Raw genomic sequence first — 22,290 nt, forward strand, 5'->3', positions numbered from 1 at the left:
GAAACAATGATTGGTTTAGTCGGTAAAAAAGTGGGTATGACCCGTATCTTCACTGAAGATGGCGTTTCTATCCCAGTAACCGTAATCGAAGTTGAAGCAAACCGCGTTACTCAGGTTAAAGATCTGGCTAACGATGGCTACCGTGCAGTTCAGGTTACCACTGGTGCTAAAAAAGCTAACCGTGTAACCAAGCCTGAAGCGGGTCACTTCGCTAAAGCTGGCGTTGAAGCTGGCCGTGGTCTGTGGGAATTCCGTCTTGCAGAAGGCGAAGAGTTCACCGTAGGTCAAGACATTAGCGTTGAACTGTTTGCTGAAGTTAAAAAAGTTGACGTAACTGGCACCTCTAAAGGTAAAGGTTTCGCAGGTACCGTTAAGCGCTGGAACTTCCGTACCCAGGACGCTACCCACGGTAACTCCTTGTCTCACCGCGTTCCGGGTTCTATCGGTCAGAACCAGACTCCGGGCAAAGTGTTCAAAGGCAAGAAAATGGCAGGTCAGCTGGGTAACGAACGTGTAACCGTTCAGAGCCTGGACGTAGTACGTGTTGACGCTGAGCGCAACCTGCTGCTGGTTAAAGGTGCTGTCCCGGGTGCAACCGGTAGCAACCTGATCGTTAAACCAGCTGTGAAGGCGTAAGGGGATAGCAATGGAATTAGTATTGAAAGACGCGCAGAGCGCGCTGACTGTTTCCGAAACTACCTTCGGTCGTGATTTCAACGAAGCGCTGGTACATCAGGTTGTTGTTGCTTACGCAGCAGGTGCCCGTCAAGGTACTCGTGCTCAGAAGACCCGTGCTGAAGTGACTGGTTCCGGTAAGAAACCATGGCGTCAGAAAGGTACCGGCCGTGCGCGTTCAGGTTCTATCAAGAGCCCGATCTGGCGTTCCGGTGGCGTAACCTTCGCTGCTAAGCCACAGGACCACAGTCAGAAAGTAAACAAAAAGATGTACCGCGGCGCGCTGAAAAGCATCCTGTCCGAACTGGTACGTCAAGATCGTCTGATCGTTGTCGAGAAGTTCTCTGTTGAAGCACCTAAAACCAAGCTGCTGGCACAGAAACTGAAAGATATGGCCCTGGAAGACGTGCTGATTGTAACCGGCGAAGTCGACGAGAATCTGTTCCTGGCCGCGCGTAACCTGTACAAGGTTGATGTGCGCGATGTAGCAGGTATCGATCCAGTTAGCCTGATCGCCTTCGACAAAGTGGTTATGACTGCTGATGCTGTGAAGCAAGTTGAGGAGATGCTGGCATGATTCGTGAAGAACGTTTGCTGAAAGTGCTGCGTGCACCGCACGTATCTGAAAAAGCATCCACTGCGATGGAAAAAAGCAACACCATCGTTCTCAAAGTTGCCAAAGACGCGACCAAAGCAGAAATTAAAGCTGCAGTGCAGAAACTGTTTGAAGTCGAAGTCGAAGACGTGAACACCCTGGTAGTTAAAGGGAAAGTGAAACGTCACGGTCAGCGTGTTGGTCGTCGTAGCGACTGGAAAAAAGCTTACGTCACCCTGAAAGAAGGCCAGAATCTGGACTTCATCGGCGGCGCAGAGTAAGTCGGAGGAGTAAGAACAATGGCAATTGTTAAATGTAAACCTACATCTCCGGGTCGTCGCCACGTTGTTAAAGTGGTTAACCCTGAGCTGCACAAGGGTAAACCTTATGCCCCGCTGCTGGAAAAACTGAGCAAAAGCGGTGGTCGTAACAACAATGGCCGTATCACTACCCGTCATATCGGTGGTGGTCACAAGCAGGCTTATCGTATTGTTGACTTTAAACGCAACAAAGACGGTATCCCGGCTGTGGTTGAACGCCTGGAGTACGATCCGAACCGTTCCGCGAACATCGCGCTGGTTCTGTACAAAGACGGCGAACGCCGTTACATCCTGGCGCCGAAAGGCCTGAAAGCTGGTGACCAGATTCAATCTGGCGTTGATGCTGCTATTAAAGCAGGTAACACCCTGCCAATGCGCAACATCCCAGTAGGTTCAACGGTTCATAACGTAGAAATGAAACCAGGTAAAGGCGGCCAGTTGGCGCGTTCTGCCGGTGCATACGTTCAGATCGTTGCTCGTGATGGTTCCTACGTAACTCTGCGTCTGCGCTCCGGCGAAATGCGTAAAGTGCAAGCTGATTGCCGCGCCACCTTGGGTGAAGTCGGTAATGCTGAGCACATGCTGCGCGTCCTGGGTAAAGCAGGTGCTGCACGTTGGCGTGGTGTTCGTCCTACCGTTCGCGGTACGGCGATGAACCCAGTCGATCACCCGCACGGTGGTGGTGAAGGTCGTAACTTTGGTAAGCACCCGGTTTCTCCGTGGGGCGTTCAGACCAAAGGTAAGAAGACCCGTAGCAACAAGCGTACTGACAAGTTCATCGTACGTCGCCGTAGTAAAAAATAATTAGAGGATAAGCCATGCCACGTTCTCTCAAGAAAGGTCCTTTTATTGACCTGCACTTGCTGAAGAAGGTAGAGAAAGCGGTGGAAAGCGGTGACAAGAAGCCTTTGCGCACTTGGTCCCGTCGTTCAACGATCTTTCCTAACATGATCGGTTTGACCATCGCTGTCCATAATGGTCGTCAGCACGTACCAGTCTTTGTTTCCGATGAAATGGTCGGTCACAAACTGGGTGAATTCGCGCCGACTCGTACTTATCGCGGCCATGCGGCTGATAAAAAAGCTAAAAAGCGCTAAGGTAGGAGGAAGAGATGGAAACTATCGCTAAACATCGCCACGCTCGTTCTTCTGCTCAGAAGGTTCGCCTTGTTGCTGACCTGATCCGCGGTAAGAAAGTGTCGCAAGCTCTGGAAACTCTGACCTACACCAACAAGAAAGCTGCTGGTCTGGTTAAGAAAGTGCTGGAGTCTGCCATTGCTAACGCAGAACACAACGATGGCGCTGACATCGATGATCTGAAAGTCGCGAAAATCTTCGTAGACGAAGGCCCTAGCATGAAGCGCATTATGCCGCGTGCAAAAGGTCGTGCAGATCGCATTCTGAAGCGCACCAGCCACATCACTGTGGTTGTGTCCGATCGCTGAGACTCTGGAGACTAGCAATGGGTCAGAAAGTACATCCTAATGGTATTCGCCTGGGTATTGTCAAACCTTGGAACTCTACCTGGTTCGCGAATACCAAAGAATTCGCTGACAACCTGGACAGCGACTTTAAAGTTCGTCAATTCCTGACTAAGGAACTGGCGAAGGCTTCCGTTTCTCGCATCGTTATCGAACGTCCTGCGAAGAGCATCCGTGTGACCATTCACACCGCTCGTCCAGGCATCGTTATCGGCAAGAAAGGTGAAGACGTCGAAAAACTGCGTAAGGTCGTAGCGGATATCGCTGGCGTTCCTGCACAGATCAACATCGCCGAAGTCCGTAAACCGGAACTGGACGCAAAATTGGTTGCTGACAGCATCACTTCACAGCTGGAACGTCGCGTTATGTTCCGTCGTGCTATGAAACGTGCTGTACAGAACGCCATGCGTCTTGGCGCTAAAGGCATCAAAGTTGAAGTAAGCGGCCGTCTTGGCGGTGCTGAAATCGCGCGTACCGAATGGTACCGTGAAGGTCGTGTTCCGTTGCATACTCTGCGTGCGGATATCGATTACAACACGTCTGAAGCACACACCACTTATGGTGTAATCGGCGTTAAGGTATGGATCTTCAAAGGTGAGATCCTGGGTGGTATGGCTGCAGTTGAACAACCGGAACCGGCTGCTCAACCTAAAAAGCAGCAGCGTAAAGGCCGCAAGTAAGGAGAGTCGCTGATGTTACAACCAAAGCGTACAAAATTCCGTAAGATGCATAAAGGCCGCAACCGTGGTCTGGCGCAGGGTACGGATGTTAGCTTCGGCACTTTCGGTCTGAAAGCTGTTGGCCGTGGCCGTCTGACTGCTCGTCAAATCGAAGCAGCTCGTCGTGCAATGACTCGTGCAGTTAAGCGTCAAGGTAAGATCTGGATCCGTGTATTCCCGGACAAACCGATCACCGAGAAGCCGCTCGAAGTGCGTATGGGTAAAGGTAAGGGTAACGTAGAGTATTGGGTTGCCCTGATCCAGCCTGGTAAAGTCCTGTACGAAATGGACGGTGTGCCGGAAGAGCTGGCCCGTGAGGCATTCAAGCTGGCAGCAGCGAAACTGCCGATCAAAACCACCTTTGTAACTAAGACGGTGATGTAATGAAAGCACAAGAGCTGCGTGAAAAAAGCGTTGAAGAGCTGAACACTGAGCTGCTCAACCTGCTGCGTGAGCAATTCAACTTGCGCATGCAGGCGGCGAGTGGCCAGCTGCAACAAACTCACCTGTTGAAACAAGTGCGTCGTGATGTCGCACGCGTTAAGACTTTACTGACTGAAAAGGCGGGTGCGTAAATGACTGATATTATCCGTACTCTGCAAGGTCGTGTTGTTAGCGACAAAATGGAGAAATCCATTGTTGTTGCTATCGAACGTACGGTGAAGCACCCGATCTACGGGAAATTCATCAAACGTACGACTAAATTGCACGTACATGACGAGAACAACGAATGTGGTATCGGCGACGTGGTGGAAATCCGCGAATGCCGCCCACTGTCCAAGAGCAAATCCTGGACGTTGGTTCGCGTTGTAGAGAAAGCAATTCTGTAATAGAGTGAGCTCTCTCTAACTTAATAAACGGCTCAACCCATGAGCCGTTTATTTTTTCTACCCATGCCGGGGATGTGGTGTTATAATGCTGCGCCCTTGGTTATGGGGCTTTTCAACGGCCTAAATTACTTGGGTCTTTAAAGTAGTAGTTGACATTAGCGGAGCACTAAAATGATCCAAGAACAGACTATGCTGAACGTCGCCGACAACTCCGGTGCACGTCGCGTAATGTGTATCAAGGTTCTAGGTGGCTCGCACCGTCGCTACGCAGGCGTCGGCGACATCATCAAAATTACCATCAAGGAAGCAATTCCTCGCGGTAAGGTGAAGAAAGGCGATGTGCTGAAGGCGGTAGTGGTGCGCACCAAGAAGGGTGTACGTCGCCCGGACGGTTCTGTCATTCGCTTCGATGGTAATGCATGCGTTATTTTGAACAATAACAGTGAGCAACCCATCGGTACGCGTATTTTTGGGCCGGTAACTCGTGAACTGCGTAATGAGAAGTTCATGAAAATTATCTCTCTGGCACCAGAAGTACTCTAAGGAGCGAACCATGGCAGCGAAAATCCGTCGTGATGACGAAGTTATCGTGCTTACCGGGAAAGATAAAGGTAAACGCGGTAAAGTAAAAAATGTCCTGTCTTCTGGTAAGGTCATTGTTGAAGGTATCAACCTGGTTAAAAAACATCAGAAGCCTGTTCCGGCCCTGAACCAACCAGGCGGCATCGTTGAAAAAGAAACTGCAATTCAGGTTTCTAACGTTGCTATCTTCAACACGGCAACCGGTAAGGCTGACCGTGTAGGCTTTAGATTCGAAGACGGCAAAAAAGTCCGTTTCTTCAAGTCTAACAGCGAAACTATCAAGTAATTTGGAGTAATACGATGGCGAAACTGCATGATTACTACAAAGACGAGGTAGTTAAACAACTGATGTCTCAGTTTAACTACAATTCTGTCATGCAAGTCCCTCGGGTCGAGAAGATCACCCTGAATATGGGTGTTGGTGAAGCAATCGCTGACAAAAAACTGCTGGATAACGCAGCAGCTGATTTGGCAGCAATCTCCGGTCAAAAACCGCTGATCACCAAAGCACGCAAATCTGTTGCAGGCTTCAAAATCCGCCAGGGCTATCCGATCGGCTGTAAAGTAACTCTGCGTGGCGAACGCATGTGGGAGTTCTTTGAGCGTCTGATTTCCATTGCTGTTCCACGTATCCGTGACTTCCGTGGCCTGTCCACCAAGTCTTTCGACGGTCGTGGTAACTACAGCATGGGTGTGCGTGAGCAAATCATCTTCCCAGAAATCGACTACGATAAAGTCGATCGCGTCCGTGGTTTGGATATTACCATTACCACTACTGCGAAATCTGATGATGAAGGCCGCGCATTGTTGGCTGCTTTTAACTTCCCGTTCCGCAAGTAAGGCAGGGTTACTGATGGCTAAGCAATCAATGAAAGCACGCGAAGTTAAACGCGTGAAGTTAGCTGATAAGTTCTTTGCAAAACGCGTTGAACTGAAAGCTATTATCTCTGATGTGAACGCTTCCGATGAAGATCGTTGGAATGCTGTTCTCAAGCTGCAGACTCTGCCGCGTGATTCCAGCCCGTCCCGTCAGCGTAATCGCTGCCGCCAAACTGGCCGTCCGCACGCTTTCCTGCGTAAGTTCGGGTTGAGCCGTATCAAGGTCCGTGAAGCCGCTATGCGCGGTGAAATTCCGGGCTTGAAAAAGGCTAGCTGGTAATTGTCACCAATTGAATCACGGGAGTAAAGACAGATGAGCATGCAAGATCCGATCGCGGATATGCTGACCCGTATCCGTAACGGTCAGGCCGCGAACAAAGTTGCGGTCACCATGCCTTCCTCCAAGCTGAAAGTGGCAATTGCCAACGTGCTGAAGGAAGAAGGTTTCATTGAAGATTTCAAAATCGAAGGCGACACCAAGCCTGTGCTGGAACTGGTACTGAAGTACTTCCAGGGCAAAGCTGTGGTAGAAAGCATTCAGCGTATCAGCCGCCCAGGTCTGCGCATCTATAAGAAAAAAGATGAGCTGCCAAAAGTTATGGCCGGTTTGGGTATCGCTGTCGTTTCTACCTCTAAAGGTGTTATGACCGATCGTGCAGCTCGCCAGGCTGGTCTTGGTGGCGAGATTATCTGCTACGTAGCTTAATTCGGGAGGAAAGAATGTCTCGTGTTGCAAAAGCACCCGTCGTCATTCCTGCCGGCGTAGAGGTAAAACTCAACGGTCAGGTTATTTCGATTAAGGGTAAAAACGGCGAGTTGACTCGTACTGTCCATGATGCCGTTGAAGTGAAGCAAGAAGCTAATGCACTGACTTTCGCACCGCGCGAAGGTTTTGCAAACGCTTGGGCCCTCGCGGGCACCACGCGCGCTCTGCTGAACGCAATGGTTGTTGGTGTTACCGAAGGCTTCTCCAGGAAGCTTCAACTGGTAGGTGTTGGTTATCGTGCTGCCGTTAAAGGCAACGTGGTGAATTTAGCCCTGGGCTTCTCTCATCCAATCGATCACCAACTGCCAGCAGGTATTACTGCTGAATGCCCAAGCCAGACTGAAATCGTGCTGAAAGGCGCTGATAAACAGGCTGTTGGTCAGGTTGCTGCGGAAATACGTGCCTACCGTCGTCCTGAGCCTTACAAAGGCAAAGGTGTCCGTTACGCCGACGAAGTCGTGCGTACCAAAGAGGCTAAGAAGAAGTAAGGTAACACTATGGATAAGAAATCTGCTCGTATCCGTCGTGCGACCCGCGCACGCCGCAAGCTCAAAGAACTGGGTGCAACCCGCCTGGTGGTACATCGTACCCCGCGTCATATTTACGCACAGGTTATTGCTTCCAACGGTTCTGAAGTACTGGTAGCCGCTTCTACTGTAGAAAAAGCTATCACTGAGCAATTGAAGTACTCCGGCAACAAAGACGCAGCAGCAGCAGTAGGTAAAGCTATCGCTGAACGCGCGTTGGAAAAGGGCATCAAAGATGTTTCCTTTGACCGTTCCGGTTTCCAATATCATGGTCGAGTCCAGGCACTGGCAGATGCTGCCCGTGAAGCTGGCCTTCAGTTCTAAGGAAGAGGTTTAAGATGGCTCACATCGAAAAACAAGCTGGCGAACTGCAGGAAAAGCTGATCGCGGTAAACCGCGTATCTAAAACTGTAAAAGGTGGCCGTATTTTCAGCTTTACCGCACTGACTGTTGTTGGTGATGGTAACGGTCGCGTTGGTTTTGGCTACGGCAAAGCACGCGAAGTTCCGGCAGCGATCCAGAAAGCGATGGAAAAAGCCCGTCGCAACATGATGAATGTCGCGCTGAACAGCGGCACCCTGCAGCACCCGGTTAAAGGTGCTCACACGGGTTCTCGTGTGTTCATGCAGCCGGCTTCCGAAGGTACCGGTATCATCGCCGGTGGTGCAATGCGCGCCGTTTTGGAAGTCGCTGGGGTTCATAACGTATTGGCTAAGGCTTATGGTTCCACCAACCCGATCAACGTGGTTCGTGCAACTATTGATGCTTTGGCAAATATGAAGTCCCCTGAAATGGTCGCTGCCAAGCGTGGTAAATCCGTTGCAGACATTCTGGGGTAATTGACCATGGCTAAGACTATTAAAGTAACACAAACTCGCAGTTCCATTGGCCGTCTGCCGAAGCATAAAGCTACTCTGCTCGGCCTGGGTCTGCGTCGCATTGGTCACACCGTAGAGCGTGAGGATACTCCTGCTGTACGCGGTATGATCAACCTGGTTTCCTACATGGTTAAAGTTGAGGAGTAACAGATGCGTTTAAATACTCTGTCTCCGGCTGAAGGTGCCAAGCATGCGCCGAAGCGTGTAGGTCGTGGTATTGGTTCTGGCCTGGGTAAAACCGGCGGCCGTGGTCACAAAGGTCAGAAGTCTCGTTCTGGCGGTGGCGTACGTCGCGGGTTTGAAGGTGGTCAGATGCCTTTATACCGTCGTTTGCCGAAATTCGGCTTCACCTCTCGCAAAGCTATGATCACGGCAGAAGTTCGTCTGTCTGAACTGGCTCTGATTGAAGGCGACGTAATCGACCTGAACACGCTGAAAGCCGCTAACGTTGTTGGTACCCAGATTGAATTCGCGAAAGTTATGCTTTCTGGCGAAATCACTCGTCCGGTTACCCTGCGTGGTCTGCGTGTCACCAAAGGCGCTCGTGCTGCTATCGAAGCTGCTGGCGGTAAAATTGAGGAATAAGTAGCAGATGGCTAAGCAACCAGGATTAGATTTTCAAAGTGCTAAAGGCGGACTCGGCGAGCTGAAGCGCAGACTGTTGTTTGTTATTGGCGCGTTGATTGTCTTCCGTATCGGCTCTTTTATTCCGATTCCTGGTATCGATGCCACTGTGCTTGCCAAATTGCTCGATCAGCAAAGAGGCACTATCATTGAAATGTTTAACATGTTCTCTGGTGGTGCCCTTAGCCGTGCTTCTATCTTTGCGTTGGGGATCATGCCGTATATTTCGGCATCGATAATCATCCAGCTGCTAACGGTGGTTCATCCTGCGTTGGCGGAAATAAAGAAAGAAGGGGAGGCTGGCCGTCGCAAGATTAGCCAGTATACCCGCTACGGTACGCTGGTATTGGCCATATTCCAGTCGATCGGTATTGCTACCGGTTTACCGAATATGCCTGGTATGCAGGGCCTGGTGTTAAACCCAGGCTTTGCATTCTACTTTACTGCGGTTGTGAGCCTGGTTACCGGGACAATGTTCCTGATGTGGTTGGGTGAACAGATTACTGAACGCGGTATCGGCAACGGTATCTCGATCATTATCTTCGCAGGTATTGTGGCGGGGCTACCGCCGGCAATTGGCCATACTATTGAGCAAGCCCGGCAAGGCGACCTGCACTTCCTTCTGTTGCTGTTGGTTGCAGTATTGGTGTTTGCAGTAACCTTCTTCGTTGTTTTCATCGAACGTGGTCAACGTCGTATCGTCGTTAACTATGCGAAACGTCAACAAGGTCGTCGCGTTTATGCTGCACAGAGCACGCACTTACCGTTGAAAGTGAACATGGCAGGCGTAATTCCTGCGATCTTTGCTTCCAGCATTATTCTGTTCCCGGCCACGATTGCATCCTGGTTTGGGGGCGGTACCGGTTGGAACTGGCTGACAACGATTTCGCTGTATTTGCAGCCAGGGCAACCGCTTTATGTGTTACTCTATGCGTCTGCAATCATCTTCTTCTGTTTCTTCTACACGGCGTTGGTTTTCAACCCGCGTGAAACGGCAGATAACCTGAAGAAGTCCGGTGCCTTCGTACCAGGAATTCGTCCGGGAGAACAAACGGCGAAGTACATCGATAAAGTAATGACGCGTTTAACCCTGGTGGGCGCGATGTACATTACTTTCATCTGCCTGATCCCGGAGTTCATGCGTGATGCAATGAAAGTACCATTCTACTTTGGTGGTACCTCGCTACTGATCGTGGTTGTCGTCATCATGGACTTTATGGCTCAAGTGCAAACTCTGATGATGTCAAGTCAGTACGAGTCTGCATTGAAGAAAGCAAACCTGAAAGGCTATAACCGCTAGCAGGGTTTTGTTTGAGAAGTTACGGAGAGTAAAAATGAAAGTTCGTGCTTCCGTCAAGAAATTATGTCGTGGCTGCAAAATCGTTCGTCGTAACGGTGTTGTTCGTGTCATTTGCAGCGTCGAACCGAAGCATAAACAGCGTCAAGGCTGATTATCTCGCATATTTTTCTTGCAAAGTTGGGTTGAGCTGGCTAGATTAGCCAGCCAATCTTTTGTTATGTCACTGCAACGCTGTTTGAGTATCCTGAAAACGGGCTTTTCAGAATGGTGTTGCCGTATAAAATAGTAGGAGTGCATAGTGGCCCGTATAGCAGGCATTAACATTCCTGATCAAAAACATACCGTAATCGCATTAACAGCGATCTTCGGCATCGGTAAAACTCGTTCTCAGGCCATTTGCGCTGCAGCGGGTATTGCTGAAAATGTTAAGATCAGTGAGCTGTCTGAAGAGCAAATCGAAAAGCTGCGTGACGAAGTTGCTAAATTCACCGTTGAAGGTGATTTGCGTCGTGAAGTTACCCTGAGCATCAAGCGTCTGATGGATCTTGGTTGCTACCGTGGTTTGCGTCATCGTCGTGGTCTTCCAGTTCGCGGTCAGCGTACTAAGACCAACGCTCGTACCCGTAAGGGTCCGCGCAAGCCGATCAAGAAATAATCGGGGTGATTGAATAATGGCAAAGGCACCTGTTCGTACACGTAAGCGTGTAAGAAAGCAAGTCTCTGACGGCGTGGCTCATATCCATGCTTCTTTTAACAACACCATCGTTACCATCACTGATCGTCAGGGTAATGCATTGGGTTGGGCAACTGCCGGTGGTTCCGGTTTCCGTGGTTCTCGTAAGTCTACTCCGTTTGCAGCACAGGTTGCCGCTGAACGTTGTGCTGACGCTGTAAAAGAATACGGTATCAAGAACCTGGAAGTTATGGTTAAAGGACCTGGTCCTGGTCGTGAGTCTACTATCCGCGCTCTGAACGCGGCTGGTTTCCGCATCACTAACATTACTGATGTGACTCCGATCCCTCATAACGGTTGTCGTCCGCCGAAAAAGCGCCGCGTATAACGCTGCTTTTAGGATTGTTGGAGAAAGAAAATGGCAAGATATTTGGGTCCTAAGCTCAAGCTGAGCCGTCGTGAGGGCACAGACCTGTTCCTTAAGTCTGGCGTTCGCGCGATCGATTCCAAGTGTAAGATTGAACAAGCACCTGGTCAGCACGGTGCGCGTAAACCGCGTCTGTCTGATTACGGTGTCCAGTTGCGTGAAAAGCAAAAAGTTCGCCGTATGTACGGTGTTCTGGAGCGCCAGTTCCGTAACTATTACAAAGAAGCAGCCCGCCTGAAAGGCAACACCGGTGCAAACCTGTTGCAACTGCTGGAAGGCCGTCTGGACAACGTTGTTTACCGTATGGGCTTCGGCGCCACGCGTGCAGAAGCACGTCAGCTGGTTAGCCACAAAGCTATCATGGTAAATGGTCGCGTTGTTAACATCGCTTCTTATCAGGTATCTCCGAATGACGTAGTCAGCATCCGCGAGAAAGCTAAAAAGCAGTCTCGTGTTAAGGCTTCTCTGGAGCTGGCTGAGCAGCGTGAAAAGCCGACTTGGCTGGAAGTTGATGCTGCTAAGATGGAAGGTGTGTTCAAACGTATTCCTGAACGTACCGATCTGTCTGCGGACATTAACGAACACCTGATCGTCGAGCTTTACTCCAAGTAAAGCTTAGTACCAAAGAGAGGACACAATGCAGGGTTCTGTGACAGAGTTTCTAAAACCGCGCCTGGTAGATATCGAGCAAGTCAGTTCGACGCACGCCAAGGTGACCCTTGAGCCTTTAGAGCGTGGCTTTGGCCATACTCTTGGCAACGCACTGCGCCGTATTCTGCTTTCATCTATGCCGGGTTGCGCGGTGACCGAGGTTGAGATTGATGGTGTACTGCATGAGTACAGCACCAAAGAAGGCGTACAGGAAGATATCCTGGAGATCCTGCTCAACCTGAAAGGGCTGGCGGTGAGAGTTCAAGGCAAAGATGAAGTTATTCTTACCCTGAATAAATCTGGCATTGGCCCTGTGACCGCTGCCGACATCACCCATGATGGTGATGTCGAAATCGTCAAGCCGCAACACGTCATCTGCCACCTGACCGATGAGAACGCTGCTATTAGCATGCGTATCAAAGTTCAGCGCGGTCGTGGCTATGTGCCGGCTTCTGCCCGAATTCATTCGGAAGAAGATGAGCGCCCAATCGGTCGTCTGTTGGTTGACGCCTGTTACAGCCCTGTAGAGCGTATTGCCTACAATGTTGAAGCAGCGCGTGTAGAACAGCGTACCGACCTGGACAAGCTGGTAATCGAAATGGAAACCAATGGCACGATCGATCCTGAAGAGGCGATCCGCCGTGCGGCAACCATTCTGGCCGAACAACTGGAAGCTTTCGTTGACTTACGTGATGTTCGTCAGCCGGAAGTAAAAGAAGAGAAACCAGAATTCGATCCGATCCTGCTGCGCCCTGTTGACGATCTGGAATTGACTGTCCGCTCTGCTAACTGCCTTAAGGCAGAAGCTATCCACTACATCGGTGATCTGGTACAGCGTACCGAGGTTGAGCTGCTTAAAACGCCTAACCTGGGTAAAAAATCTCTTACCGAGATTAAAGACGTGCTGGCCTCCCGTGGTCTGTCTCTGGGCATGCGCCTGGAAAACTGGCCGCCGGCAAGCATTGCTGACGAGTAACCGGATCACAGGTTAAGGTTTTACTGAGAAGGATAAGGTCATGCGCCATCGTAAGAGTGGTCGTCAACTGAACCGTAACAGCAGCCACCGCCAGGCTATGTTCCGTAACATGGCCGGCTCTTTGGTTCGTCATGAAATCATCAAGACGACCCTGCCAAAAGCGAAAGAGCTGCGTCGCGTTGTTGAGCCGCTGATTACTCTTGCCAAGACCGACAGCGTAGCTAATCGTCGTCTGGCATTCGCACGTACTCGTGATAACGAGATCGTGGCAAAACTGTTTAACGAGCTGGGCCCGCGTTTCGCGAGCCGTGCCGGTGGTTACACTCGCATTCTGAAGTGTGGCTTCCGCGCAGGCGACAACGCGCCGATGGCATACATCGAGCTGGTTGATCGTGCTGAGTCTCAAGCAGAAGTAGCAACTGCAGAGTAATTTGTAGTCGCGTAAAAAAACCGGGCTTGCCCGGTTTTTTTACGTCTATCGTCTGGTAAATATTCATTCTTCCTATTGAGCGGATTAAGATCCCTGTTGCTATCTACTATGCTAACGTTATCTATCCAGCCTGCTGAGGAATGATATTGTGGGATTGCTAGACGAATGGGCAGAGCGCCATATTCGTGACGCTCAGGCCAAAGGCGAGTTTGATAACTTGCCGGGCGTGGGGAAACCTCTTGAGCTTGATGACGACAGTGCGGTGCCCGAAGAATTGCGCGCCGGCTATCGGCTGCTGAAAAACGCTGGCTATTTACCCCCGGAGTTAGAAGATCGCAGAGAGGCATTAACCGTTGCCGATCTGCTGCAGACAATAGACAGCACCCACCCAGACTATGCCGCGCTGAGTAAACGCATGTCGCTGTTAGAACTGCGCCTGCGGCAAGCCGGCATGAGCACCGATTTTCTGCATGGCGACTATCAGCAGGCGTTGAGTGGGAAATTCACCCCGGAGGACAGGTAATGTTTAAGATAGGCCAATTGGCAAAGCTTGCTGACGTCACGCCGGATACGGTTCGCTATTATGAAAAGCAGGGTATGATGCTGCATGGCAGCCGCTCTGAAGGTGGATACCGGCTGTACAGCGAACAGGATTTACAACGCCTGCGTTTTATACGCTATGCTAAGCAATTGGGGTTTACTCTGGAAACCATCGCAGAGCTGTTGTCGATCCGCGTGGATCCAGAGCACCATACCTGCCAGGAATCAAAGTCGATTGTTGATGCCCGTTTGCAGGAGGTTGAAACGAAGCTATCCGAGCTGGCGCGCATGCGTGAATCACTCAAGCGTTTGAGCGATGCCTGCTGTGGCAGCGCACATACCAGCAAGTATTGTTCAATCCTGGAGGCTCTGGAACAGGGCGCCAGTGATAAAATAAACCGCTAATTATGTTTAAGCCTCACTCACCGATGCTTTATTGTATTAGCGGGACAATCGCTGGGGTATATCATCTGATTATTTACTGGAGTATTACTATGACAAAATATCGCCATACCCGGGGCCAAATACGGGATAACGCCATTCAGGCTCTGTTGCACGATCCTTTATTTCATCAGCGGGTAGAAACAAACGCGAAAGGGAAAGGCAGCTACCGCCGTAAAGAGAAGCACAGCAAACGGGGGAACTGGGAGGGCAGTGGCAAACGATCAGGCGATGATTTGCCACTGCCTTTCTGGTTTTAAGCATAAAAAAAGCCATCCCGCGAAGATGGCCTCTACATAATGATTTTACTGATTATTTGGACTGTTGTTGGCTCAGCAAATCACGGATTTCCGTCAGCAGTTTCTCTTCCGCGGAAGGTTTAGGTGGTGCTGCTGGCGCTGGCTCATCTTCCTGCTTACGGCGCAGTTTATTCATTAATTTAATCGCCATAAAGATGGCAAAGGCGACGATAACAAAATCGAAAATGGTTTGGATAAATACGCCATAGTTCATGACGACAGCGGGTACGCTGCCTTGTGCTTCGCGCAATACCAAATGGAACTGTTTAAAATCAACGCCGCCAATCAGTAAACCTAACGGTGGCATGATGATATCAGCAACAAGCGAGGAAACGATTTTACCGAACGCGGCGCCGATAATCACACCGACAGCCAAATCAACTACGTTGCCACGCATGGCAAATTCGCGGAACTCTTTCAACATACTCATAAACACTCTCCTTGCAAAATTAACAACACAAGTTTAACAAAGCAATGTCCCTTTGCCATACGTCATGCCAGAAAAGTTATTATCTTTTCCTATGGCAGACAGGTTGCCGGCAAAAACATATCTGTCCTTTTTCCGCTGTTAAAGAAAAAACGGACTTGGCTGGAATAAGCGTTCAACATCCGGCACAAATTTTTTATCGGTAATAAACATAATGACATGGTCGCCTTGTTCTATGCGGCTATTCCCGTTGGCGATGATGACATCGTCACCGCGAACTATGGCGCCAATGGTGGTGCCCGGCGGCAGCTTGATCTCTTCAACGATGCGGCCAACCACTTTTGAGGTGGTTTCGTCACCGTGCGCGATGGCTTCGATGGCTTCAGCAACACCCCGACGCAACGAGGAGACGCTGACAATATCGGCTTTGCGCACATGGCCTAATAATGCGGAGATGGTCGCCTGCTGCGGCGAGATTGCGATATCAATCACGCTGCCTTGCACCAGGTCGACGTAGGCGCGGCGTTGGATCAACACCATTACCTTTTTGGCCCCCATGCGTTTGGCCAGCATCGCCGACATGATATTGGCTTCGTCATCGTTGGTAATGGCGATAAACACATCAACCTGTTCGACATGCTCTTCTGCCAGCAACTCCTGATCTGAAGCATCGCCATAAAACACAGTAGTGTCGTGCAACTGTTCCGCCAGTTCTGCGGCCCGTTGCTGATTACGCTCAATCAGCTTCACGTTATAGGCTTTCTCCAGCCTGGCGGCCAGGCCTGCCCCCACGTTGCCGCCGCCGACAATCATGATGCGTTTGTAGGGTTTCTCCAGGCGTTGCAGTTCACTCATTACCGCCCGAATATGCTGGGATGCGGCGACAAAGAACACTTCATCACCGGCTTCAATAATGGTCGAGCCCTGCGGGCGGATAGGCCGATCCTGGCGGAAAATAGCCGCCACGCGGGTATCGATGTGCGGCATATGTTCACGCAGAGATGAAAGCGCATTGCCTACCAGCGGGCCGCCGTAATAAGCTTTTACCGCTGCGATGCTGACTTTGCCTTCGGCGAAGTTAACCACCTGCAGCGTCCCTGGGTATTCGATCAGCTTATAAATATAATCGATAACCAGCTGTTCCGGCGAAATGAGGTGGTCAATCGGCACGGCCTCCGGCTGGAACAGCTTATCTGCTTCGCGAATATATTCGGATGCGCGAATACGGGCGATACGATTCGGCGTATTAAACAACGAATAGGCAATCTGGCAGGCCACCATATTGGTTTCGTCCGAATTGGTCACCGCGACCAGCATATCTGCGTCTTCTGCGCCGGCTTCCCGCAGCACCCTGGGGTGGGAGCCATGCCCTGGCACCACGCGCAGATCGAATTTGTCTTGTAGCTGGCGCAAACGGTCGGAATCGGTATCTACCACGGTGATATCGTTATTTTCGCCAACCAGGTTTTCTGCTAGTGTTCCACCGACCTGACCCGCGCCAAGAATAATTATTTTCATCGTGTTCTCTGTTTCACACTGCAACGGTAAGCATGCATGGCTCTGCACCCGGAAGGGTTATATTTTAATGAGCTTAGCGTAAAAGAAGCCATCCCCATGCTCCGGGTGTGGCAAATTCTGTCGCCCTGGCCGGGTGTTGTCGCCAGTTTCAATCAGTTTGGCATCGCTATGGCGCTGCAGGAAAGCAGCAATTTGCTCACTGTTTTCCTGCGGCAGGATCGAACAGGTGGCATATACCATCACGCCTTGGCGCTTCAGGTGCGGCCAAATGGCATCCAGTATTTTCGCCTGCAGGCTGGCTAGTTCGGCGATATCGCCGTCACGCCGTAGCCATTTTATATCCGGATGGCGCCGGATGACGCCGGTGGCCGAGCAAGGCGCGTCCAGCAGGATGCGGTCAAATTGTTTTTCACCGCACCAGGCGCCAGGCGTGCAGCCATCGCCCTGTTTCACCTCAGCGTTAAGGCGTAACCGCTGTAGATTTTCTTTTACCCGGCTCAGGCGCTGTTTATCAATATCAACGGCCATGACGTGGGCCTTGGCCGCTTCCAGAATATGGGTAGTTTTGCCGCCGGGGGCGGCGCAAAGATCGAGGATCTGCTCGCCGTCTTGCGGATCCAGCAGATCGACGCAGTGCTGTGCGGAGGCATCCTGCACGGTGATCCAGCCGTCGGCGAAGCCTGGCAGATCGTTCACGGCACAAGGTGCGACTAAACGCATTGCATCTGGGTATTGCGGATGCGGCAGTGCGGCAATGCCGTTCTGTTCCAGCAGCGCCAGATAAGCATCACGGGTATGGTGCAGGCGGTTTACGCGCAGCCACATAGGCGGTTTTTGGTTATTGGCATCGATGATCTGCTGCCATTGTTCCGGATAGGCCTGTTGGATGCGCTTAAGCAGCCAGCTTGGGTGCAGGTAGCGGCTATCGCTGTTGGCCGCACGCGCCAGTAACGCTTCCTGCTGGCGCTGGAACTGGCGCAAGACGCCGTTAATCAGGCCTTTGAGCTGAGGGCGCTTTAACGCTACCGCGCCTTCGACCGTTTCTGCCAGTACCGCATGCGCGGGTATCCGGGTATACAGCAATTGATACATGCCGACCATCAATAGATAGTGCAGCGGGCGCTGCTTGCCGGTCATGGGTTTGGCCATCAGTTGCTGAATGCACCATTCCAACTGCGGCAGCACCCGCAGGGTGCCAAAGCATAATTCCTGCAGCAATGCGCGGTCTTTGTCGGCAATGTTTTTTTGCAATGTGGGCAGGATCGCACTCAGGGACTGCCCCTGATCCAGCACCTGGCCGATGGCTTTGGCCGCTATGCTGCGGAGGTTGTAATTGTTTTTCATAGGCTAAAGCTGATCGTCGGCATTGAAGAAACAAACCGCCCGGCAAAAAGGGCCGGGCGAGAAGAGTTGGTTGGCTACAACCGGTTACCGGGCGTGAACCACTCGCGGCGTGAATTCAGTAGATCTTGCGCCGACATGGGTTTTTTACCCGCGGGCTGGAGTTGCAACAGGTTAAGGATACCGTCTGCGGTCGCCACCTGGATGCCGTGTTTATCTACATGCACTATCGTGCCGGGCTCAGCATCGCTGTGCCCGGCAATGACGGCCGCTTTCCACACTTTTACCGGTTGCTCATCAATAGTGAAGTAGCTCACCGGCCACGGGTTGAACGCGCGGATGCAGCGTTCCAACTGCGCGGCGGAGAGGCTCCAGTCCAGGTGGGCCTCTTCTTTGCTCAACTTTTCTGCATAGGTGGCCAGCGCTTCATCCTGCGCTTCACGCTGCGCGGTACCCGCCGCCAATTGCTGCAGCGTTGTCAGCAAGCCTTGCGGGCCCAGCTCGGCCAGTTTGACATATAGCGTGGCACTGGTATCCGTGGCTTCGATTGGGCAAGGGATCTTATGCATCATATCGCCGGTATCAAGCCCGACGTCCATGTGCATGATGGTCACCCCGGTTTCACTGTCACCGGCCCATAGGGAACGTTGGATAGGGGCTGCGCCACGCCAACGGGGGAGCAACGAACCATGGACGTTGATGCAACCCAGGCGAGGCATATCCAGCACCGCCTTGGGCAGGATTAGGCCATAGGCCACCACGACCATGACATCCGCATGAAGATTGGCCACCAACTGTTGGTTTTCTTCCGGGCGCAGCGATTTCGGCTGGAACACCGGAAGTTGGTGCTGTTCCGCCAGGACTTTAACCGGGCTGGGCGTTAATTTGTTGCCACGACCCGCAGGGCGATCGGGCTGGGTGAAGATACCGACAACCTGATGTCCAGACGACAACAGCGCGTCAAGATGACGCGCTGCAAAGTCTGGGGTGCCGGCGAAAATAATCCGTAATGAGTCAGACACGTTGATTCCCTGTTCGTTAAGCGCGTGCTTGCAACCTGGCCATCTTCTCCAGTTTCTGGCGGATCCGCTGGCGTTTTAGCGGCGACAGGTAGTCAATAAACAGTTTCCCCAACAGGTGATCCATTTCATGCTGAATACAGATGGCCAGCAGACCGTCGGTTTCCAACTCATACTGTTTGCCTTCGCGATCCAGCGCGCGGATTTTCACGGTTTCGGCACGCGGCACTAAAGCTCGCTGCTCAGGAATAGACAGGCAGCCTTCTTCAATCCCGGTTTCGCCGCTTTTTTCCAGCAGTTCAGGGTTAATCAGAACCAGGGGAGTATCGCGGTTTTCAGAAACATCAATGACGATAATCCGCTGATGAATATCCACCTGCGTTGCTGCCAGGCCAATGCCTTCCTCTGCGTACATGGTTTCGAACATATCGTCCACGATGCGCTGGATATCTGCATTAACTTCTTTTACCGGAGCCGCAACTTTGCGCAGCCGCTCGTCTGGGAAATGTAATACCTGCAATACTGACATATATCTTTAGATCTATATCCAAGTGATAGAGTAGAGTTTAGTCACTATTCTAGACATTTCCCGCCTTGATTGACAGCATCGTTAGCCAATTGTACGAATTGATAATACCAACAATATCAGCGAGGGATTGCCGATGCTGCCGGAAGAAATCAGCCTGAGAATGCACTGCGTAAGGGGTATGGATGTTGTGCAGTCATACCGCATATTAAACCAGCTGCTTGCGGATGGCGGCGATCCCTACCGTTTGCTGCCGGCGCTGGGGATGAATGCGCAGCAGTGTGCCCAGTTTCGCCAGATCCCGCCGGCTTATCTTTCCGCCACGCTGCGCTGGCTTGAATCCCCTGGCCACCACCTGCTGATCTATGGGGATGCGGCTTACCCCGAGTGTTTATCTGCAATCGATGATGCCCCGTTACTGCTGTTGGTCAATGGCGATCGCCAGGTGCTACAACAGCCGCAGGTGGCTATGGTCGGGAGCCGTCATCACAGCCATTACGGTGAACAGTGGGGGCGCTACTTCGCCGCGGGGTTGGTGCATTGCGGTTTTACCGTGACCAGTGGCCTTGCTTTGGGGATCGACGGTATCTGCCATCGTGCCGTGTTGGAAGCGGAAGGGCAGACCATCGCCGTGCTGGGCAGCGGTCTTGAGAATGTCTATCCACGCCGTCATCGCCGCCTTGCTGAACACATTGTGGCGCAAGGCGGGGCGGTTATCTCTGAGCACCTGGTCAGCGATCTGCCGCTGGCGGATCATTTTCCGCGGCGTAATCGTATTATCAGCGGCTTAAGTCTGGGCGTGCTGGTGGTGGAAGCCTCGCTACGCAGCGGCTCGCTGATTACCGCCCGCTGCGCGTTGGAGCAGGGGCGGGAGGTTTTCGCGCTGCCGGGGCCGCTTGGCAACCCGATGAGCGGGGGAACGCATTGGTTAATCCAACAGGGCGCCAGCTTGATTACCGAGCCGAAAGATATCGCCGAACAACTGGGGAGTGGGCTGAATTGGCTGTCAGTCAGCGAAAAAACAACTATTTCTTCGCCAGAAGCCGAAGTTGAATTGCCATTTGCCGATGTGTTGGCTAACGTAGGAGATGAGGTGACACCTGTTGACGTCGTCGCTGAACGTGCCGGCCAACCTGTGCCAGAGGTGGTAATCAAATTACTCGATCTGGAGTTAGCAGGATGGATCGCAGCTGTACCCGGCGGCTATGTCCGGATAAGGAGGGCAAGCCATGTTCGACGTACTCATGTACTTATTTGAAACTTATATCCACAATGAACCAGAGATGCGCGTCGATCAGGATAAACTGACCGATGATCTCGCCGAGGCGGGGTTTCATCGGGATGATATCTACAACGCGTTGAATTGGCTTGAGAAACTTGCAGATCTGCAGGAAGGCGAAAATGCACCGTATTTTATGGGTGCCGATCCGTTGGCAATGCGGATCTACACGGAAGAAGAAAGCGTGCGTCTGGATGCCAGCTGCCGTGGTTTCCTCCTGTTCCTTGAACAGATTCAGGTATTGAACCTTGAGACCCGTGAAATGGTCATTGACCGTGTTATGGCCTTGGATAATACGGAATTCGATCTCGAAGATCTGAAATGGGTTGTGTTGATGGTGTTGTTTAATATCCCCGGATATGAAAGCGCATATCAGCAAATGGAAGAACTGTTGTTTGAAGTAAACGAAGGTTATCTGCACTGAGCGGATAGCGCGCATAGAAGATGTTATGACAAAAACAGCGATTTTTGCCGCCAGGCAAAATGAACCATGTCCGGAATGCGGGGCCGAACTGGTGATCCGCAGTGGTCGCCACGGCCCTTTTCTCGGTTGTTCTCAATACCCAGCATGTCAATATATTCGTCCGCTGAAGGCGCAGGCGGATGGCCATATTGTGAAAGTGCTGGATGGCCAGCAATGTCCGAAGTGCCAAGCCACGTTGCTGTTGCGCCAGGGGCGTTATGGTATGTTTATTGGATGCAGTAATTACCCGCAGTGCGATCATACCGAAGTGATAGACAAACCTGACGAAACCAGCATCACCTGCCCGCAATGCGGCCAGGGGAAATTGTTACAGCGCAAATCGCGTTACGGGAAAGTTTTTCATTCCTGCGATCGCTACCCCGAGTGCCAGTTTGCGCTTAATTTTAAACCGGTTGCCGGTGAATGTGCTTATTGCCATTATCCACTGCTGATGGAAAAGCGGACTGCAAAGGGGATGGTGCTCTATTGCGCCAGTAAACTGTGTGGTAAACCCGTCGCGACCCAAGAATAAAAGACCCCATGAGCCCAGACTTCACCACTATTATTGATATGCTGCGTAATCAGCAGGTTATTGCTTACCCGACAGAAGCCGTATTCGGGCTGGGTTGCGATCCTGACAGTGAAAAAGCGGTTAATGCCTTGTTGGCGCTGAAGCAGCGCCCTTGGGAAAAGGGGCTGATCCTGATCGCTGCAGATTATGCGCAGCTGTTGCCTTATATTGACGACAGTGCGCTGAATGACCAGCAACGGGCCCGGATTTTTGCCACCTGGCCTGGGCCGGTGACTTGGGTGATTCCAGCCCGGCCAGAAACGCCACGTTTCCTTACCGGGCGTTTTAATTCACTGGCCGTGCGCGTTAGCGATCATCCTTTGGTCCGGCAACTTTGCCGCCAGTATGACAAGCCACTGGTTTCAACCAGTGCCAATCTCAGTGGTCAGGATCCTTGCCGCACGTCTGAAGACGTCTTGCTGCAGTTTGGTCAAGCGTTTCCGGTATTGGCCGGTAGCGTGGGAGGCCGGCTGAATCCTTCAGAAATACGCGATGCCCTAACGGGGCAGCAAATCCGACAGGGGTAGGGGTAAT

39 protein-coding genes are annotated in these 22,290 nt (G+C 51.7%); 34 read left to right on the forward strand and 5 right to left on the reverse strand.

Translation table 11 applies throughout. The features are described 5' to 3' along the window. Positions 1–6 precede the first annotated feature (6 nt). The 30 genes from rplC (at position 7) to ACN28Q_RS13565 (ending at position 14,573) form a co-directional block, all read left to right on the forward strand. Complete coding sequence (gene rplC, locus ACN28Q_RS13420; RefSeq protein ID WP_095846799.1) at positions 7–636, forward strand: 50S ribosomal protein L3; 630 nt, start codon at positions 7–9, stop codon at positions 634–636. Between the two features lie 10 nt (positions 637–646). Next, positions 647–1,252, forward strand: coding sequence for a 50S ribosomal protein L4 (rplD, locus tag ACN28Q_RS13425; RefSeq protein WP_095846800.1), 606 nt, complete (start codon positions 647–649; stop codon positions 1,250–1,252). Continuing rightward, entirely contained in the window at positions 1,249–1,551 is a 303-nt protein-coding gene (gene rplW / locus ACN28Q_RS13430; RefSeq protein WP_024912206.1) for a 50S ribosomal protein L23, read from the forward strand. The genes rplD and rplW overlap by 4 nt, the downstream gene beginning before the upstream one ends. A gap of 18 nt (positions 1,552–1,569) precedes the next feature. Beyond that, positions 1,570–2,394: a 50S ribosomal protein L2 gene (gene rplB, locus ACN28Q_RS13435; RefSeq protein ID WP_095846801.1), complete on the forward strand. Its 825-nt coding sequence runs from the start codon at positions 1,570–1,572 to the stop codon at positions 2,392–2,394. Positions 2,395–2,408: 14 nt separating this feature from the next. Continuing rightward, positions 2,409–2,687, forward strand: a complete 279-nt coding sequence (gene rpsS, locus ACN28Q_RS13440; protein WP_004929772.1) for a 30S ribosomal protein S19 — start codon at positions 2,409–2,411, stop codon at positions 2,685–2,687. Positions 2,688–2,701: 14 nt separating this feature from the next. Next, positions 2,702–3,034 carry a 50S ribosomal protein L22 gene (rplV, locus tag ACN28Q_RS13445; RefSeq protein ID WP_024912204.1) on the forward strand — a complete coding sequence of 111 codons (333 nt, stop codon included), beginning with the start codon at positions 2,702–2,704 and terminating at the stop codon, positions 3,032–3,034. 17 nt (positions 3,035–3,051) lie between these two features. Further along, positions 3,052–3,750 carry a 30S ribosomal protein S3 gene (gene rpsC, locus ACN28Q_RS13450; RefSeq protein WP_002919766.1) on the forward strand — a complete coding sequence of 233 codons (699 nt, stop codon included), beginning with the start codon at positions 3,052–3,054 and terminating at the stop codon, positions 3,748–3,750. A 12-nt stretch (positions 3,751–3,762) separates the two neighbouring features. Next, entirely contained in the window at positions 3,763–4,173 is a 411-nt protein-coding gene (gene rplP, locus ACN28Q_RS13455) for a 50S ribosomal protein L16 (RefSeq protein WP_004956184.1), read from the forward strand. Beyond that, positions 4,173–4,364 (forward strand): 50S ribosomal protein L29, encoded by a 192-nt coding sequence (gene rpmC / locus ACN28Q_RS13460; protein ID WP_015962144.1) that lies wholly within the window; start codon positions 4,173–4,175, stop codon positions 4,362–4,364. The genes rplP and rpmC overlap by 1 nt, the downstream gene beginning before the upstream one ends. Further along, complete coding sequence (gene rpsQ, locus ACN28Q_RS13465) at positions 4,365–4,619, forward strand: 30S ribosomal protein S17 (protein ID WP_095846802.1); 255 nt, start codon at positions 4,365–4,367, stop codon at positions 4,617–4,619. A 171-nt stretch (positions 4,620–4,790) separates the two neighbouring features. After that, a complete protein-coding gene (gene rplN / locus ACN28Q_RS13470; protein ID WP_000613954.1) occupies positions 4,791–5,162 on the forward strand; it encodes a 50S ribosomal protein L14 in 372 nt (123 codons plus the stop codon). Between the two features lie 10 nt (positions 5,163–5,172). Further along, complete coding sequence (gene rplX / locus ACN28Q_RS13475) at positions 5,173–5,487, forward strand: 50S ribosomal protein L24 (protein WP_095846803.1); 315 nt, start codon at positions 5,173–5,175, stop codon at positions 5,485–5,487. A 14-nt stretch (positions 5,488–5,501) separates the two neighbouring features. After that, the gene (rplE, locus tag ACN28Q_RS13480) at positions 5,502–6,041 is read left to right on the forward strand and encodes a 50S ribosomal protein L5 (protein WP_095846804.1); all 540 of its coding nucleotides are present in this window, start codon (positions 5,502–5,504) and stop codon (positions 6,039–6,041) included. Positions 6,042–6,054: 13 nt separating this feature from the next. Then, positions 6,055–6,360: a 30S ribosomal protein S14 gene (rpsN, locus tag ACN28Q_RS13485; protein ID WP_026741350.1), complete on the forward strand. Its 306-nt coding sequence runs from the start codon at positions 6,055–6,057 to the stop codon at positions 6,358–6,360. 33 nt (positions 6,361–6,393) lie between these two features. Next, the gene (gene rpsH, locus ACN28Q_RS13490; RefSeq protein ID WP_004846579.1) at positions 6,394–6,786 is read left to right on the forward strand and encodes a 30S ribosomal protein S8; all 393 of its coding nucleotides are present in this window, start codon (positions 6,394–6,396) and stop codon (positions 6,784–6,786) included. 14 nt (positions 6,787–6,800) lie between these two features. Next, on the forward strand, positions 6,801–7,334 hold the full coding sequence (gene rplF / locus ACN28Q_RS13495; protein ID WP_095846805.1) for a 50S ribosomal protein L6: 534 nt from the start codon (positions 6,801–6,803) through the stop codon (positions 7,332–7,334). Between the two features lie 9 nt (positions 7,335–7,343). Beyond that, complete coding sequence (rplR, locus tag ACN28Q_RS13500; protein WP_095846806.1) at positions 7,344–7,697, forward strand: 50S ribosomal protein L18; 354 nt, start codon at positions 7,344–7,346, stop codon at positions 7,695–7,697. Positions 7,698–7,711: 14 nt separating this feature from the next. Continuing rightward, positions 7,712–8,212: a 30S ribosomal protein S5 gene (gene rpsE, locus ACN28Q_RS13505; RefSeq protein ID WP_004956164.1), complete on the forward strand. Its 501-nt coding sequence runs from the start codon at positions 7,712–7,714 to the stop codon at positions 8,210–8,212. A gap of 6 nt (positions 8,213–8,218) precedes the next feature. After that, positions 8,219–8,398 carry a 50S ribosomal protein L30 gene (gene rpmD / locus ACN28Q_RS13510; protein ID WP_013573701.1) on the forward strand — a complete coding sequence of 60 codons (180 nt, stop codon included), beginning with the start codon at positions 8,219–8,221 and terminating at the stop codon, positions 8,396–8,398. Positions 8,399–8,401: 3 nt separating this feature from the next. Continuing rightward, the gene (rplO, locus tag ACN28Q_RS13515) at positions 8,402–8,836 is read left to right on the forward strand and encodes a 50S ribosomal protein L15 (RefSeq protein ID WP_039991315.1); all 435 of its coding nucleotides are present in this window, start codon (positions 8,402–8,404) and stop codon (positions 8,834–8,836) included. 7 nt (positions 8,837–8,843) lie between these two features. Next, positions 8,844–10,175, forward strand: a complete 1,332-nt coding sequence (gene secY, locus ACN28Q_RS13520) for a preprotein translocase subunit SecY (RefSeq protein ID WP_095846807.1) — start codon at positions 8,844–8,846, stop codon at positions 10,173–10,175. Between the two features lie 34 nt (positions 10,176–10,209). After that, entirely contained in the window at positions 10,210–10,326 is a 117-nt protein-coding gene (gene rpmJ / locus ACN28Q_RS13525) for a 50S ribosomal protein L36 (RefSeq protein WP_095846808.1), read from the forward strand. Positions 10,327–10,473: 147 nt separating this feature from the next. After that, positions 10,474–10,830 (forward strand): 30S ribosomal protein S13, encoded by a 357-nt coding sequence (gene rpsM, locus ACN28Q_RS13530; protein ID WP_095846809.1) that lies wholly within the window; start codon positions 10,474–10,476, stop codon positions 10,828–10,830. Positions 10,831–10,846: 16 nt separating this feature from the next. Continuing rightward, complete coding sequence (gene rpsK, locus ACN28Q_RS13535) at positions 10,847–11,236, forward strand: 30S ribosomal protein S11 (RefSeq protein ID WP_004929731.1); 390 nt, start codon at positions 10,847–10,849, stop codon at positions 11,234–11,236. 30 nt (positions 11,237–11,266) lie between these two features. Further along, the gene (gene rpsD, locus ACN28Q_RS13540) at positions 11,267–11,887 is read left to right on the forward strand and encodes a 30S ribosomal protein S4 (RefSeq protein ID WP_095846810.1); all 621 of its coding nucleotides are present in this window, start codon (positions 11,267–11,269) and stop codon (positions 11,885–11,887) included. Positions 11,888–11,912: 25 nt separating this feature from the next. Then, positions 11,913–12,902 carry a DNA-directed RNA polymerase subunit alpha gene (locus ACN28Q_RS13545; RefSeq protein WP_002919219.1) on the forward strand — a complete coding sequence of 330 codons (990 nt, stop codon included), beginning with the start codon at positions 11,913–11,915 and terminating at the stop codon, positions 12,900–12,902. A gap of 40 nt (positions 12,903–12,942) precedes the next feature. Then, the gene (gene rplQ / locus ACN28Q_RS13550) at positions 12,943–13,332 is read left to right on the forward strand and encodes a 50S ribosomal protein L17 (RefSeq protein WP_004929726.1); all 390 of its coding nucleotides are present in this window, start codon (positions 12,943–12,945) and stop codon (positions 13,330–13,332) included. Positions 13,333–13,480: 148 nt separating this feature from the next. Then, positions 13,481–13,855: a DnaJ family domain-containing protein gene (locus ACN28Q_RS13555; protein ID WP_095846811.1), complete on the forward strand. Its 375-nt coding sequence runs from the start codon at positions 13,481–13,483 to the stop codon at positions 13,853–13,855. Beyond that, positions 13,855–14,277, forward strand: coding sequence for a Zn(2+)-responsive transcriptional regulator (zntR, locus tag ACN28Q_RS13560; RefSeq protein WP_095846812.1), 423 nt, complete (start codon positions 13,855–13,857; stop codon positions 14,275–14,277). Before ACN28Q_RS13555 ends, zntR begins: the two co-directional genes overlap by 1 nt. An 89-nt stretch (positions 14,278–14,366) precedes the next feature. After that, positions 14,367–14,573 (forward strand): alternative ribosome-rescue factor A, encoded by a 207-nt coding sequence (locus ACN28Q_RS13565; protein WP_095846813.1) that lies wholly within the window; start codon positions 14,367–14,369, stop codon positions 14,571–14,573. A gap of 52 nt (positions 14,574–14,625) precedes the next feature. On the opposite strand, the gene mscL is transcribed toward ACN28Q_RS13565, so the two are convergent. The 5 genes from mscL to def form a co-directional block, all read right to left on the reverse strand. Further along, positions 14,626–15,042 (reverse strand): large-conductance mechanosensitive channel protein MscL, encoded by a 417-nt coding sequence (gene mscL / locus ACN28Q_RS13570; protein ID WP_095846814.1) that lies wholly within the window; start codon positions 15,040–15,042, stop codon positions 14,626–14,628. Between the two features lie 138 nt (positions 15,043–15,180). Continuing rightward, a complete protein-coding gene (gene trkA / locus ACN28Q_RS13575; RefSeq protein ID WP_095846815.1) occupies positions 15,181–16,557 on the reverse strand; it encodes a Trk system potassium transporter TrkA in 1,377 nt (458 codons plus the stop codon). A 57-nt stretch (positions 16,558–16,614) separates the two neighbouring features. Then, on the reverse strand, positions 16,615–17,901 hold the full coding sequence (gene rsmB / locus ACN28Q_RS13580; protein ID WP_095846816.1) for a 16S rRNA (cytosine(967)-C(5))-methyltransferase RsmB: 1,287 nt from the start codon (positions 17,899–17,901) through the stop codon (positions 16,615–16,617). A 74-nt stretch (positions 17,902–17,975) separates the two neighbouring features. Beyond that, complete coding sequence (fmt, locus tag ACN28Q_RS13585) at positions 17,976–18,920, reverse strand: methionyl-tRNA formyltransferase (protein ID WP_095846817.1); 945 nt, start codon at positions 18,918–18,920, stop codon at positions 17,976–17,978. A gap of 16 nt (positions 18,921–18,936) precedes the next feature. Then, positions 18,937–19,446, reverse strand: a complete 510-nt coding sequence (gene def, locus ACN28Q_RS13590; RefSeq protein WP_095846818.1) for a peptide deformylase — start codon at positions 19,444–19,446, stop codon at positions 18,937–18,939. Between the two features lie 133 nt (positions 19,447–19,579). On the opposite strand from def, the gene dprA reads away from it, so the two are divergent. Genes dprA through tsaC form a run of 4 tightly spaced genes read left to right on the forward strand, consistent with a single transcriptional unit; the run spans position 19,580 to position 22,283 of the window. Next, entirely contained in the window at positions 19,580–20,701 is a 1,122-nt protein-coding gene (dprA, locus tag ACN28Q_RS13595) for a DNA-protecting protein DprA (protein WP_095846819.1), read from the forward strand. Further along, positions 20,673–21,146, forward strand: a complete 474-nt coding sequence (gene smg, locus ACN28Q_RS13600; RefSeq protein WP_095846820.1) for a DUF494 family protein Smg — start codon at positions 20,673–20,675, stop codon at positions 21,144–21,146. Before dprA ends, smg begins: the two co-directional genes overlap by 29 nt. A 25-nt stretch (positions 21,147–21,171) precedes the next feature. Continuing rightward, complete coding sequence (locus ACN28Q_RS13605; protein WP_095846821.1) at positions 21,172–21,717, forward strand: DNA topoisomerase family protein; 546 nt, start codon at positions 21,172–21,174, stop codon at positions 21,715–21,717. A gap of 8 nt (positions 21,718–21,725) precedes the next feature. Continuing rightward, entirely contained in the window at positions 21,726–22,283 is a 558-nt protein-coding gene (tsaC, locus tag ACN28Q_RS13610) for an L-threonylcarbamoyladenylate synthase type 1 TsaC (protein ID WP_095846822.1), read from the forward strand. Positions 22,284–22,290 lie beyond the last annotated feature (7 nt).

Origin of the sequence: Gibbsiella quercinecans, from assembly GCF_002291425.1 — a bacterium.
GTDB lineage: Bacteria > Pseudomonadota > Gammaproteobacteria > Enterobacterales > Enterobacteriaceae > Gibbsiella > Gibbsiella quercinecans.